Source organism: Streptomyces piniterrae (assembly GCF_005048155.1).
GTDB lineage: Bacteria > Actinomycetota > Actinomycetes > Streptomycetales > Streptomycetaceae > Streptomyces > Streptomyces piniterrae.
The window spans coordinates 282560-296318 of the sequence record NZ_SUMB01000002.1 but is presented as its reverse complement, the minus strand read 5'-3'; the positions used below and the strand labels follow the sequence as shown (position 1 = coordinate 296318).

The window sequence follows — 13759 nt, the reverse complement described above, 5'->3', positions numbered from 1 at the left end:
CCGCATAGCCGCTCAATCGACCGTCCCCAACGAGCAGTTAAGGTCACCCGAGCCGCAACCACCATACTTCCATGCAGGGAACACGCCGCACCAGTCCACATACGGACAGTGAAGGCCGACCGACTTAACCGGGAGTTGAGCGGCGCTCGCTGAGCCGCGAGACCCCGGCAGAGCGGCCGCAACAGCCGCCGACGCATGGCAAACGCGCCATTGCCACCACGGCCGCCCGCCAGTCGAAACGGTTGGCGAGGCCAATCCGGCCAAGGACAACAGTGACCGGAAATCGCGCCTGGGGCGCATTCATACGCGTCAGGCGAGCCGGGCCCGCCCCGGCGCTGCCGGAGCGCGGCCAGGGCGTGTCCGTCTCTTCCGGATCACGCCGCGGCTTGACCCTGACCCGCGGGTCAGGGGTTAGCGTCCCCGCCGTCCCGACGCGATGACTTTTCGTAGATGACTATCCGGTAGATGACTATCCGTAGGAGGCCGCCCATGGCGACCGCAGCCCTGCCCCGCACTGCGCGCGAGGTCCGTCTCGCCGCTCGCCCCGACGGCCTTCCCGAACCCCGGCATTTCGCCGTCGTCCGGAGACCCCTGACCGATCCGGTACCCGGCCGTGTGCTGGTGCGGAATGAACACTTCCTGGTCTTCCCTGGGCTGCGCACCCTGATCGGCGGCGAGACCGAGGGGCTGCCGCTGCCCGCCCTGGCGTCCGGGGACACCCTCTTCGGCCCCGCCGTGGGCGAGGTCCTCGCCGCGCCCGGGGACGGCCCGTTCCGGCCCGGGGACCGGGTGGTCCACATGGCCGGCTGGCGGGACCACGCCCTGCTCCCCGCCGCCGACGTGACCCCCGTCGACCCGGCCCTGCCGACGCCGGTCGCACACCTCGCCCAGGGCTCCGCCCCGTACGGCGCGCTGACCCGGGTGGCTCCCGTCCGCACCGGCGACGTCGTCCTGGTCACCGGGGCCGCCGGCGCGGTCGGCACGCTGGCCGGGCAGATCGCCCGGCTGCTGGGCGCGGCCCGGGTGATCGGCAGCACCGGCTCGCCGCACAAAGCCGACCGGCTCGTCCGCGAACTCGGCTACGACCACGTCCTGTTGTGTGGCCCGGAGTACCCGCCCTTCGCCGAGCAGTTGCGCGCCGCCGCCCCCGACGGAGTGGACGTGGTCCTCGACAGCGTGGGAGGCGAGCAGCTCGCCGCCGCACTGGGAGCCGCCCGGCAGGGCGCGCGAGTCGCCGTCGTCGGCGCGCTGGCCGGGCAGCTGGACGCGGACCGGGGCGGCGGCACCGCGCCCGTGGAGATCGACACCTTCCGGCTGCTGGTCCGCGGTGTCTCGCTGGGCGGATACCTCGGCACCGACCACCCGGGCGTGGGGGCCGAGTGGCTCGAGCGGTTCGGCGGCTGGCTGCGCTCCGGCGCGATCCGCTTCCCGTATTCGACGGTCGAGGGAATCGACCGGGCCGCGCGGGCGTTGCCCGAACTGATCGCCGGACGCCATTTCGGGGCGGTGGTCGTGCGGTTGTAGCCACGGCAGCGGACGACGGCGGCGGCAAGGGACGGGGGGCGGACGGTGCGAATCGGCGACGCGGCGGCAGCGGCCGGGACCACGGCACGGGCCCTGCGCTTCTACGAACAGCGCGGCCTGCTGCCCCCGCCCGCCCGGACCCCGACCGGACAGCGGCAGTACGGCGCCGCGGACGTCGCCCTGGTCCGGGTGATCCGGGAGCTGCTCGCCCTCGGCCTGACCATCGAGGACCTGCGGACCCGGGCCGACCGGCTCCCGCTGCTCGCGCAGGACCCGCCGCCGCCCTGCGGATCCGGCGGCTCCGGCAGCTCCGGCGACGGCTTCGCTCCCGTGGTCGACCGCCGCATCGCCGCCCTCGACGAGGAGATCGCCCGGCTCACCCGGCAGCGCGAGGAACTCGCCCGGCGGGCGTCCCCCGTGGCCGGTTGACGCCCGGCGCGCACGCTCGGCGGCGCTGCCACTGCTCGGCGACAGCCGGTAGGAGCGCACCCCGTCGGCGTGGGAGTGCGTGGGCATGCGTGATCGTGGTGATCAGCAGCTCGTCCGGGCCGATGGCCTCCGGGAGCCGTTCCAGACGGTCAGCGCCCCGGCCCCGGGAGCGGTCCAGGGCCGACACCACACCGCCCATCAGCATGATCAGCAGCCGCTGCGGCACGACGGCGGTGGCCACCTGGCCCGCTCGTGCCGCCGCAGCGGCAGCAGCCGCTCGCCCAGGCGGGCGGCCCGGAAGGTCCCGGCGGGCCCGACGGCCCGCCGAGCACGGGCGATGAGGACGGGCGATGAGGTCAGGTGACGAGGAGAGGTGATGACGACGGGTGAATCGGTCCAGGATCCGGTAATGGACGTTCCCTCACTCGAACGCGGCGGCGGCCTCGCCCAGCGCGCGGGCCACCACCTCGGGGGCGTACGGGGCCTGGGCGCCCGGCGTGTACGTCACGGACCGCAGGCCGCCGGTGTAGCGGAAGCTCCGGTGGCGCTCGTACACCGGCCAGGAGACCGGCGACCTGCGGTCCACGCCGACGCTGATGCCCTGCAGCGGGGCCATCCCGATGAGCTGGTGCACGCCGCGGCCCAGCCGGCCGGTCTCCGTGCCGTCGACCAGCAGCCGGAACTCCCAGCGCAGCCCCTCCACCGCCGTGGCGGACAGGGTGACGGTCCGCCGGCCCGCGGGCAGCGGCCCGGCGTCGGCCTCGTGCAGCCTCCCGTACTCGTTGTAGGCGAAGCGCAGCCGCCCGTCCTCCACGTACAGGCTGTAGCCGCCGCCCTGGTCGCCGTGCGACACCAGCACGCCCCGGTCGTCGGCGGCGTGCTCGTCGAGCTCGACCGTGACGTCGAAGGAGCGGAAGGAGATCAAGCGGGAGGAGCGGTAGCGTTCCAGCTCCGGGGTGCCCGGCAGCAGCGTGAGCGGGCGGTGGAAGCGCTCCTCGGCGGGATGCCGCCGGGCCAGCGCGCCGCTGCCGTCGCCCAGTGGGAAGACGCCGTTGCGCCAGGCCGCCGCTTCCCAGGCCGCGGCCAGCTCCTTCACCACCTCCGGGTGGTCGGCGGCCACGTCGGTGGTCTCGGTCGGATCGGTGCGCAGGTCGTACAGCGCCCACTCGCCGTCGTCGTACGGGGTGCCCGGCCGGTGCAGGGTCACCAGTTTCCAGCCGTCGCGGTAGAAGCTGCGGTTGCCCGACATCTCGCAGTACTGCTCCCGGTGGGCGCTCTCCGTCCGCCCGTCGCGCAGCACGGGCACGAAGCTGGCCCCGTCGGGTTCCTGGGCGGGGCGCGAGCGCCACCGCTCGGGTCTCGGTACGCCCGCCAGGTCCAGCAGGGTCGGGGTCACGTCGGTGACGTACTGGTACTGGTGCCGCACTCCGGCGTCCTCCGCGGCCCGCGGCAGCCCCTCGGGCCAGGAGAGGACGAACGGGACGCGCACCCCGCCCGCGTAGGTCTGGCCCTTGTACAGCCGGAACGGGGTGTTGGAGGCCATGCCCCAGCCGCGCGGGTAGTGCACCAGGCTCCGCGGTCCGCCGATGAGCTCGGTGTCCCGTGCCACGTCCCCGTCCCAGTCCTCGGGGACGGGCTGGTGGACGAAGCGGCTGAAGTAGCTTCGGGTGCCTTCGGCACCGCCCTCGCCGGTGCCGCCGTTGTCGGAGGTGAACAGCACGATGGTGTCGTCGAGTTCGCCGAGCGCGGCCAGTGTGTCGGTGAGCCGGCCGAGGTTGCGGTCGATGTTCTCGACCATGGCCGCGTACACCTCCATGTAGCGGGCGTAGCGGGCCTGTTGGGCGGGTGTCAGCTCGCCCCACGGGCCGACGTCGAAGCCCGCCTCGGAGTTGCGCTCCGGGAGCGCGGTGCCGGCGGGGAACAGCCCGTCGGCGATCTGGCGGGCGAAGCGGCCGGCCCGCACCGTGTCCCAGCCGCCGTCGTAGCGGCCGCGTTGCCGCTCGATGTCCTCGGGCCTGGCCTGCAGGGGGCCGTGCACGGCGTTGTGCGCGACGTACAGGAAGAACGGCTTGTCGGGGTCGTGCGCCCGTAGCGACTTCACCATGGAGATCGCCTCGTCGGTGATGTCGTCGGTGTAGTAGTAGCCGTCGGGCAGTTCGTCGATGTCCAAGGGGCTGTTGTCGCGGACCAGCTGGTGCGGGTGGAACAGGCTGGTCAGGCCCTCCAGGACGCCGTAGTAGCGGTCGAAGCCCTTCTGCAGCGGCCAGTTGCGCCGGTCGTCGGCGGCGTTGGACGCCGAGTCGCGGGTCAGGTGCCACTTGCCGACCGCGTAGGTGGCGTACCCCGCGTCGTGCAGCACTTCGGCGAGGGTGGGGACGTCGTCGCCGATCTCCATGCCGTAACCGGGGAAGCCCGGGTCGAAGTTGGCGACCGTCGAGTATCCGACGCGGTGCGGGTTCAGACCGGTGAGCAGTGCCGCCCGCGCCGGGGAGCACAGCGGCATGGTGTGGTAGTTCGCGAGCCGCAGGCCGCGCCCGGCCAGCTCGTCGAGCACCGGGGTGGCGATCTCCGAGCCGAACGGACCGATGTCGCTGTAGCCCATGTCGTCGACGAGGACGACGACGATGTTCGGGGCGCGGCGGCCCTGGCCGCCGGGCGTGCGCCGCGGTGGCCAGGCCGGTTCGGACTCGGCGAAGGTACGGCCCACGCGCCCGGCGAAGCCCTCGTACGGGTCGCGGCGGGCCGGGCCGGCGGCGGCCGGGTCCCTGGGGAGGGCGGTCATGCGGAGACCTCCGGGCCGCGGCGGTTGAACGGCAGCCGGCCGAGCAGCACGGCCGGGCCGCAGATGTGGGTGACCGCGAAATCACCGGGAGTGCGGACGTCAACCACGGTCAGCTCACCGAGGCGCGGCTGCGCCTCGCTGACTCCGGTGGCACGGGAAACGGTCATGGCGGAACGCGTCCTTGCAGAGAGCGGAGGGCGAAGGGGCACGAGGAACGGGGCGGCGCCGGCATCGTCGCGGCAGCCGGGTCGCGGCACGACGCACGAGGTCAGGGCCCTGCCGGGGATACTAGGCACTGCGGAAGCCCTCGTCCGGAACCTCGCGCGACCGCCACGAGCTCGCCATGCTGCGGCAACAACTCCGAGAGTCAGGTACGCCGCAACGCTCGGCTCCGGCGCCGGCATTCCTGTTCCGAGCCGAGCGGGCCGACCGGCTACACGAGGTTGCAATGGGCCCGAAACAGAGGGCTGTTGACGGGACGAGCGATCAATGACGACTATCGATCGACAGATGCGCACGACTGGTCGAGCCAAGCAGTGAGGGGAGCGGTGATGTGTGAGAGCCGGGTTCCCTCGCCCGCTGCGGCCGCCCTCCGCCTCGTGCACCCCGCCCCGCAGGTGAACGTCGATGCGCGCCGCGTCAGCAGCGGCCTCTGTCGTCCCTGACGTTCCGGCGGCCGCGTAGGAGCCGCCGTGCCGGCGCTGCCATGTCGGCGTGCGCTCGTCCTTCTCCCCATCCCCCTGGAGGGAACCCCTGTGACCCCGCCCCGCCTCCGGCCGGCCTTGGTGACGCTCTCCGCGGCCGCCCTGCTGACCGTCGCCTCCGCGGCCCCCGCCGCCCCTGTTGCCGCCTCGCCCGCACCGGCCCGCAGTTCGGTCGTCCTGGACTGGTACGACACCACGGCCGAGACCGTCGCCGCTGCAGGAGCCCCCACCCAGATCACCAACAGCCGTACGTGGGCGATCAGTTGGCTCGCCGCCGCCAGGGCGACCCGGCAGGCGCCGGCCGGCGTGGACCGCGGCGCGTTCCAGGACGCGGCGCTCGCCTCGGCCGTGCACGACGCGCTGGTCGCCCTGGCGCCCGCCCGGACCGAGGCGCTGGACGCCGCGCTGGACCGGACGCTGGACGCGATCCCGGACGGGTACGCCGAGGAGCGCGGCGTGGCGGCCGGGACCCGGCAGGCGGCGCAGGTGCTGGCGGCCCGGCAGGACGACGGCCTCGACCCGGCCTCGGTGAACGCGCCGTTCACGGTGCCGCCCGCAGGGCCTGGCGTCTGGCAGCCGACGCCGCCGGCGTACGCCCCGGCCGTCCAGTACGGCAACCGGCTCGCCAAGCCCTTCCTGCTGGAGCGCGCCGACCTGTTCCGGCTGGGCCCGCCGCCCGCCGTCGGCTCCGCCCGCTACCGGGCCGACCTGGCCGAGGTACGGGCATACGGGGCGGCGGACAGCACGGTCCGCACCTCCCGGCAGTCCGAGACCGCCGACTTCTGGTTCGGCTCCTCGCTCACCCTGTACACCGAGCCGCTGCGCGTCGCGCTGGCCCGCTCGGGCCAGTCCACCGACCGGCGGGCCGGGCTCGTGGCGCTGTTCCATGCGGCCCTGGTGGACACTCAGATCGCGACCTCCGACAGCAAGTACGCGTATCTGCGCTGGCGCCCGGTCACCGCCCTGCGCACCGGGACCATCGACCCCGACCCCGCGTGGACGCCGCGCCACATCACACCTGCGCACCCGGACTACCCGAGCGGCCACGCCACGTACGCCGGGGCGGCCGAGACGGTGTTGACCGCGCTCGTCGGCGCGCGGACCGCCCCCTTCGAGCTGACCAGCCCAACGGCGCCCGGCGTGACCCGCAGCTACACGAGCTGGCGCCGGCTCACGTCCGAGAACGTCGACGCCCGCGTGTGGTCCGGCATCCACACCCGGTCCGCCGACGAGGCCGGTGTCGTCCTCGGCGGCGACGTGGCCCGGTACGCACTGGACCACTCCGGGCGGCTGTTCGGCAGGCTGTGACGGTCTGGCGTCGCGAGTGACACCCACGTCGCGTGCCGGGGCAGCGCCCCGGCACACCGGCCGTCGGCGCTCATCCGCGTGTGATCAGCCCGCCGTGGAGCCCCGGACCTGGTCGTCAGGGCGATCACGGCGGCGGCCGTTCGCACCGGCGCTGTCGCCCGCGACGGCCAGTCGGTCGCGTCGGCCAGTCGGTCGCGTCGGCCCCCGTAGGCAAGACCCGGGCCAGCCGCAGCTGGGCCGCCATCTCACCCAGGGGGCCACCACTCTCCGCCACCGGCCACGAGCGGCTCCGCGTACGCACGGCGATACTGCCGATCCATTCACCGGCCCGGTCTTCTGCCACCCCGACGGCCAACACAACCGTGACCGGCCCACACACGAGTGGCAGGGCCATACGGGAGAACCTCTGCGGGGGTAAGCGGAGCCGCATCGGCAGCCGCGCGAGTGATTGTCTTGGCGAGCCCGGCTTCTCTTGGCCTTCGACTTCGTCGTGATCGAAAAGACTGGCAGAAGCTGCTGGTCGACGATCAACCGGAGAGTCATGACAGTCATTGGTACGTGGAACCTGGAGAACCTGTTTCGGCCTGGCGAAGAGGGTGGGCCCGAGACCGAAGCCGAGTACAAAGCCAAGCTCAAGGGCCTTGCCGACACGATTGACCGGCATGCTCCTGACCTCCTCGGTGTCCAGGAGGTTGGTAACCCACATGCGCTGGATGACCTTCTGGACCTGCTGGACGGGAATTGGCACAAAGCGTTGTCCAAGCACCCGGACCAGCGCGGAATCCGCGTCGGGTTCATCAGCCGTCTGCCGCTGACCACTATCGAAGAACCGACAGCCTTCCCGGCCCCTTTGGGCCCGGTACAGGTTGAGGATGACGGCGAGACAGCCGATGCCATGAGCCGTGGCGCCCTGGCGGTGCGCGTGAAGCCTGCTCATGGCCCTACCGTCAAGGTCGCTGTGTGCCACCTCAAGTCCAAGCTGTTGACATTTCCGCCACCTCCCCCGAAGCGCCATTTCCCCCACGGCGAAAAGGAACGGGCTCGTTACACCGCATACGCACTGTTCCGGCGGGGAGCCGAAGCAGTTGCATTGCGCGCTCTGGCTGATCAACTGCTTGACGGTAATGGCCGGACGAACAACGTCATTGTTCTCGGAGACTTCAATGACGGGCCGACTGCAGCCACCACGCAGATTCTTTACGGTCCGCCTGGCTCTCAGATCGGAACCGGCGGGTTCAATCGCCCGGACAAAAACGATGACGCCCAGCGGTTGTGGAACCTTGCACCGCTGATCGATGAAAAGAAGCAGTCTTCTCGTGTCTTCAAGGGCCAGCATGAGTTGATCGACCACATTTTGGTCAGCCACTCGCTCCTGAAGCACGTCAAGAAGGTGTTTGTCGGCGCCTTGGGGCCCTTGCCGGACATCAACGAGGATCCGGCGGAGCGGAAAGGCAAGCCGGCCTCCGACCATGCGCCGGTATTTGCCAAGCTCGAGTTCTGACCTCGCGACGGATCCGATCGCGCGTGATCGCTCGTGAGCCCCACCATCGGGCGTTCGGCGTGGTCCCTGACGTCATCAGAGGGCCCAGGAGGGCCGGTTGCGGGCCCATGGGCGAACTGATTCGTCGGGCGGGTCTCTACGAGGCGCGCCACGCCTTCCCTGCCCTGGATGGCGAGAGCACATAAACGATCAAGGGCCCTGTCTCACCGAAGTGAAACAAGGCCCTGACCTACGACTATGGAGCAAGCTCCCAGTCGGGACGACAGGATTTGAACCTGCGACCCCTTGACCCCCAGTCAAGTGCGCTACCAAGCTGCGCCACGTCCCGGTGCGCGTTCCGGCGGGAAGTTCCCCGGCTGACCGCGCACGAGAACAATACCGCATGTCAGAGGGTGGGCGTTGCCATATTCCGGCGCGGTGCGGCGGCCGGGCGGCGCAGATGAGTACTCGTACTCATGCGCCTGCGTCATGGCGCCGCCACGCTACGCGCATGACTACTCCATCGATTCAGCGGCCGACGACCACGGCCTTTTTCGTGCAGGCCGCGATCTCGTTCGGGCTGTCGCTGGCGGCGCTGGTGATCGGGATCATCAAGCTGCCGGTGGGGCCCTGGGAGCGCGGGTTTCTCTCGCTCGGGCTGGTCTTCGTGGTGTCTTCGGCGTTCACGCTGGCCAAGTGCGTACGCGACCGGCAGGAGGTCGCGGAGGTGACGAACCGGGTGGACAAGGCCCGGATCGACAAGATCCTCATCGAACAGGATGTGTTCAAGCCGGGTCAGCTCTGATTTCCGGGGGCTGGGAGGAGCGGCGGGTCCGCGCCGCGCGGGACCTGCCAGCCTCCGCTTGACCTCAAGCATGCTTGAGGTTGCAACCTCTGTCGTATGACGAACGCGATCACGAACGCGACGACCAATGCGACGACCAATGTGATGACCAATGCGACGGCGGACCTGTCCCCGAGCGCGCACGGCCCGGCGCGCATCGAGCCGGTCAGGTTCGATGAACTGCCGGGCCTGATGAGCCTGATGACGGGCGATGAGAAGCACGGCCCGGCCGCCACCTCCACTCTCGACGCGGTCTGGGTCCTCTACGACCGGGTGCTGCGGGTCTCCCCCGACAGCGTCTCCGACCCGGAGCGGGACCGTTTTCTGCTCTCCAAGGGGCACGGCCCGATGGCCTATTACGCGGTGCTGGCCGCGAAGGGCTTCTTCCCCACCGACTGGCTGCCGGGCTTCGGTTCGTACGATTCCCCGCTCGGGCACCACCCGGACCGGATGCTGGTGCCGGGGGCCGAGATCGGCAGCGGTTCGCTGGGGCACGGGCTGCCGCTGGCCGTGGGCACCGCGCTCGGGCTGCGGGCGCAGGGCCGCCCCGAGCCGGCCGTCTGGGTGCTGATCGGCGACGCCGAACTGGACGAGGGCAGCAACCATGAGGCGCTGGCCTATGCGGGCGCCGCCGGGCTGGACCGGCTGCACACCCTCGTCATCGACAACTCCTCGGCCACACATGGCTGGCGCGGCGGTATCGCCTCCCGCTTCCAGGCCGCCGGCTGGTCCGCGACGACCGTGGACGGCCGCGACCACCAGGCGCTGTACGAGGCGTACAGCGCGCCGCACCCGGGCCGTCCGCACGCGGTCGTCGCGCGCGTCGAGCCCAAGGACGCCTGACCGGCCTCGTCCTCCCCGTATGCAGAGCACTGCTCGAATGCAGAGCAGGACTCGCATGCAGAGCGGGACTCGCATGCCGGCCGCCAAGGCAGCGGCCGCCCCCACCAACCAAGACTTCGAGAGGGTTTCAGTGATGGACACCATGCGTGAGCGTTTCGCCTCGGTCACCTCCCGGCTGCTGGACGAGGACCCGCGGCTCGCGGCCGTGCTCGCCGAGATCGGCAAGGACGGCTTCGCCGATGCGGCGCAACGGCATCCGGAGAGGGTGGTGAATGTCGGTATCAGGGAGCAGCTGCTGGTCGGAGTGGGCGGCGGACTGGCGCTCACCGGGCTCCGCCCGATCATGCACACCTTCGCCAGCTTTCTGGTGGAGCGGCCCTTCGAGCAGGTGAAGCTGGACTTCGGGCACCAGGGCGTGGGCGGAGTGCTGGTGAGTGCCGGCGGCTCGTACGACTGGCCGAGTGGCGGCTTCACACATATGGCGCCCGGTGACGTCGGTCTGCTCGACACGCTGGAGGGCTGGACCGTGCATGTCCCCGGCCATCCGGACGAGGCGGAGGCCTTGCTGCGGCATGCCGCGGCGGCCGGTGACGAAAAGGTGTATGTGCGGCTTTCGGTGCAGGTCAACGAGGCGCCGCGGCCGGTGGACGGGGCCCGTTTCCTGACCTTGCGGGAGGGGCGCGGCGGGGTCGTGGTGGCGGTCGGTCCGATGCTGGATCCGGTGCTCGCCGCCACCGAGGGGCTGGATGTGACGGTGCTGTACGCGTCGACCGTGCGTCCCTTCGACGCCGGCACGCTGCGGGCGGCCACCGGGGCGGCCGACGCCGCGGAGGTGGTGATCGTGGAGCCGTATCTCGCGGGGACCTCGACGCGGTTCGCGACCGAGGCACTGGAGGACCGTCCGCACCGGGTGCTGGGGCTCGGCGTCGGACGCCAGGAGCTGCGCCGCTACGGACAGCTCGATGAGCATCTGGCGGGTCACGGCCTCGACCCGCACGGGCTGCGCGAGCGCATCACCGGTTTCCTGGGGCGGTAGCACGGCCGTCGGCCCATCGCGGCTCGCGGACGTCAACGGGCCGCCCGCTCCCGGGGGTTGGGGCACGCATCCGCGAACTCTCGCGGGGCGCGCCCCGGGCGGCCCTGTCCTCCGTCTCCGGGAGGGCGAACGCGTACACGGGCATCGTCAGCGGTGACCATGCTCCCGACGGTAGCGGGCCCCACTGACAACGGCCGATGTCGGCGGCCCGGACCGGACCGGCGACGGCGGACCGAACGGCGGCACAGGCCAGACCAGACCAGACCAGGCCAGGCCAGGCCAGGCCAGGCCGGCGACAGGTGAACTCACCCGCACACGGCAGATGAATTGGGTTGCGGCCCGGCCGGCGATCCGGGTGGGGTACCTCCATGGACGGTGCCACGGAGCACGCGCAACGGGCGAGGGCAGCAAGACACCGTGCGACCACCGGCCAACCGGCTCCATGGCGCGGGCCGGCGGTGCTCGTAGCCCTGATGCTGGCCGCCTTCGCCTTCAACACTGCGGAGAACCTGCCGGTCGGCCTTCTGGAGCTCATCTCCGAGAGTCTGCGGGTATCCCTGTCAGCGGTCGGTCTCCTGGTCACCGGTTACGGCGTGACGGTGGCCGTCGTGTCTGTGCCGCTCGCCCACGTCACGCGGGCCGTGCCCCGACGACATGTGCTCACGGGACTGCTGGCCGCGCTCGTCGTGTCCAGCCTGGTTGCGGCGCTGGCTGCCTCCTACTGGCTGCTCCTTGTGGCGCGGCTGCTGACCGCGCTCGCCCAGGCGCTGTTCTGGGCCGTGATGGGGCCGGTCGCGGTCGGCCTGTTCGCGCCCAAGGTCCGTGGGCGTGTGGTCGGGGCGCTGTCCGTCGCCGGTTCGCTCGCCCTCGTGCTCGGTGTTCCCGCCGGAACCTGGCTGGGGCAACAGAGCGACTGGCGGGTGCCCATCGCCATGCCGGCGGCTCTGGGGTTGATCTCTCTGGTGACGATCGCCGTTCTGCTGCCGACCTCGCGTCCGGAAGAAGAGCCCGCCGCCTACGGAACCAGTCCCGACGCCCGCCGGTTCGCGATGGTGCTTGTGGCCGGGGCGCTGTCCGCCACGGGGGCGTTCGCGGGATACACCTACATCGTGAAGTTCCTGGGCGACGTGAGCGGGTTCTCCCCTGGCACGGTCAGCGCCCTGTTCGTGGCTTTCGGTGTTGCGTGTCTGGCCGGGGTGAGCATCACCGGAGCGCTGCTGGACCGCTTTCCACAGGCCGCGCTGACCACGGCCGTGGCCACGCAGGCAGTGGGCATGCTCGGCCTGTACGCGGCCGGCACCCATCCGGTGGCGGCGGTGGTGTTCCTGGTACTGATGGGCGGTGCGCTCGGGCCGGTGTTCATGACCACCCAGAACGCGATGCTGCATTGCGCACCGGGCCGCACGGACAGCGCGCTCGCCGCGAACTCCGGTTCCTACAACGCCGGTATCGCGGCGGGCGCCGCGCTCGGGGGGCTGATCCTTACGCTGGCCGATGTGCGGGGCGCCTTCCTCGCCGGCGGGCTGCTGACGTTCGGGGCCTGCGCGGTGCTGCTCGGCAGGCGGGTGTCCGCCCGGCAGTGACAACGGATGCACTGTGTCCCGAACGCAGCAGACACCGGACTCAGACGTGCTTCTCCAGCCACGCCAGCAGGTCGTCCTGGACCTCCTCACGATTGGTCTCGTTGAGGATCTCGTGGCGGGCGTCCGGATAGCCCTTCCAGGTCAGATCGCGGGTGCCGAGGTAGCGGAAGTCCTCCAGGAGTTCGTAGACGAGGGTCATCCCCTGGTGGCAGGGGTCCTGGTCGCCGACGGCGATGTGGACGGGCAGGCCGCGCGGGATGCGGGCGAGGTTGCCGGGGTCGTTGATCTTGCGGATGGCGTGTACCCAGTCGACGGCCAGGCCCGCGCAGAACGGGAATCCGCAGTCCTCGTCGGCGACATAGCGGTCCACCTCGGCCGCGTCGCGGGAGAGCCATTCGAAGCCGGTGCGGTGGGCGAAGGCGTCGTTGAAGGAGCTGAAGGTGCGGGGGATGAAGGTGGAGAGGTGGGTGCGGCCGTGTACGGAGATCTCCCGATCCAGTTCGGCGACGGCGGTGTCGAGCTCCGCGCCCGGCAGTGTGCGGAACGTCCCGGTGAGGATGAGTCCGGCGAGATCGGCCCCGTACTCCTGGGCGTAGTCGCGGGCCAGCATCGACCCCATGCTGTGGCCGAGGAGGACGAGGGGGACGCCGGGGTGGTCGGCGGCCAGGTGGTCGCCGATGCCCTTGAGGTCGGCGACGATCGCCCGCCAGGCGTTCTCGCCGACCACCCCGCGGCCTCCGGTGGAGGCCGCGGTGGCGCCGTGGCCCCGGTGGTCGGAGGCGAGCACGCCGTATCCGTGGCCGGTGAGGAAGCGCGCGAAGCGGTCGTAGCGCCTGCCGTGTTCCGCGGCGCCGTGGGCGATCTGTACGAGGGCGCGCGGCTGTGCGGACTCCGGGAGCCAGGTGTAGGTGGCGATGCGGGCGCCGTCGAGGGCCTGGTGGAAGTCCTGCCGCAGGGGCTGCGTGGCGTCGACCATGGCGTCATCTCCTGAGTGCGGGCGGTTTCTGACGAGCCGTCGGCGCCCACTCTCTCCTTCCTCGCGTCGGTGCGCCAAGGGGCGCGCGGTGGGTTACCCGTGCGCTCGTCGGGCGTGACACGATCAGTCGGTTCGCTTCCGGCGTTTGTGCCGCAACCCCCTGTCCCAGGAGGAAAGTTGGACACCACGGGCCGTTTTGAGTCCCCTTGTGAGAAGACCCCCCTTGAGCAGTCTTCGGGCGAGCAGTCCC

At 71.4% G+C, this 13759-nt stretch carries 11 protein-coding genes and 1 tRNA gene; 8 read left to right on the top strand and 4 right to left on the bottom strand.

Annotated elements, in window-relative coordinates:
* The first annotated feature begins 489 nt into the window (after positions 1-489).
* Positions 490-1524 carry an MDR family NADP-dependent oxidoreductase gene (locus FCH28_RS05685; protein ID WP_136738591.1) on the top strand — a complete coding sequence of 345 codons (1035 nt, stop codon included), beginning with the start codon at positions 490-492 and terminating at the stop codon, positions 1522-1524.
* A 45-nt stretch (positions 1525-1569) separates the two neighbouring features.
* A complete protein-coding gene (locus FCH28_RS05680; RefSeq protein ID WP_136738590.1) occupies positions 1570-1953 on the top strand; it encodes a MerR family transcriptional regulator in 384 nt (127 codons plus the stop codon).
* A 421-nt stretch (positions 1954-2374) separates the two neighbouring features.
* Here the strand turns inward: FCH28_RS05680 and FCH28_RS05670 are convergent, their stop codons facing one another.
* A complete protein-coding gene (locus FCH28_RS05670) occupies positions 2375-4735 on the bottom strand; it encodes an arylsulfatase (RefSeq protein WP_136738589.1) in 2361 nt (786 codons plus the stop codon).
* A complete protein-coding gene (locus FCH28_RS37920) occupies positions 4732-4902 on the bottom strand; it encodes a hypothetical protein (protein WP_169314059.1) in 171 nt (56 codons plus the stop codon). The genes FCH28_RS05670 and FCH28_RS37920 overlap by 4 nt, the downstream gene beginning before the upstream one ends.
* 588 nt (positions 4903-5490) lie before the next feature.
* On the opposite strand from FCH28_RS37920, the gene FCH28_RS05665 reads away from it, so the two are divergent.
* Together FCH28_RS05665 and FCH28_RS05660 are read left to right on the top strand one after the other, a co-directional pair.
* Positions 5491-6747, top strand: a complete 1257-nt coding sequence (locus tag FCH28_RS05665) for a vanadium-dependent haloperoxidase (protein ID WP_136738588.1) — start codon at positions 5491-5493, stop codon at positions 6745-6747.
* A 541-nt stretch (positions 6748-7288) separates the two neighbouring features.
* Complete coding sequence (locus FCH28_RS05660) at positions 7289-8248, top strand: endonuclease/exonuclease/phosphatase family protein (protein WP_136739124.1); 960 nt, start codon at positions 7289-7291, stop codon at positions 8246-8248.
* 254 nt (positions 8249-8502) lie between these two features.
* Here FCH28_RS05660 and FCH28_RS05655 read toward each other — a convergent pair.
* Positions 8503-8576: transfer RNA gene (locus FCH28_RS05655), tRNA-Pro, on the bottom strand.
* Positions 8577-8738: 162 nt separating this feature from the next.
* Here FCH28_RS05655 and FCH28_RS05650 point away from each other — a divergent pair.
* The 4 genes from FCH28_RS05650 (at position 8739) to FCH28_RS05635 (ending at position 12533) form a co-directional block, all read left to right on the top strand.
* A complete protein-coding gene (locus FCH28_RS05650) occupies positions 8739-9032 on the top strand; it encodes a YiaA/YiaB family inner membrane protein (RefSeq protein ID WP_187363763.1) in 294 nt (97 codons plus the stop codon).
* A gap of 144 nt (positions 9033-9176) precedes the next feature.
* Positions 9177-9914 carry a thiamine pyrophosphate-dependent enzyme gene (locus FCH28_RS05645; RefSeq protein WP_136739122.1) on the top strand — a complete coding sequence of 246 codons (738 nt, stop codon included), beginning with the start codon at positions 9177-9179 and terminating at the stop codon, positions 9912-9914.
* Between the two features lie 133 nt (positions 9915-10047).
* Complete coding sequence (locus FCH28_RS05640) at positions 10048-10950, top strand: transketolase family protein (RefSeq protein WP_136738587.1); 903 nt, start codon at positions 10048-10050, stop codon at positions 10948-10950.
* A 473-nt stretch (positions 10951-11423) separates the two neighbouring features.
* Positions 11424-12533, top strand: a complete 1110-nt coding sequence (locus FCH28_RS05635) for an MFS transporter (protein ID WP_222852391.1) — start codon at positions 11424-11426, stop codon at positions 12531-12533.
* A 40-nt stretch (positions 12534-12573) separates the two neighbouring features.
* Here the strand turns inward: FCH28_RS05635 and FCH28_RS05630 are convergent, their stop codons facing one another.
* A complete protein-coding gene (locus FCH28_RS05630; RefSeq protein ID WP_136738585.1) occupies positions 12574-13509 on the bottom strand; it encodes an alpha/beta fold hydrolase in 936 nt (311 codons plus the stop codon).
* Positions 13510-13759: the final 250 nt, after the last annotated feature.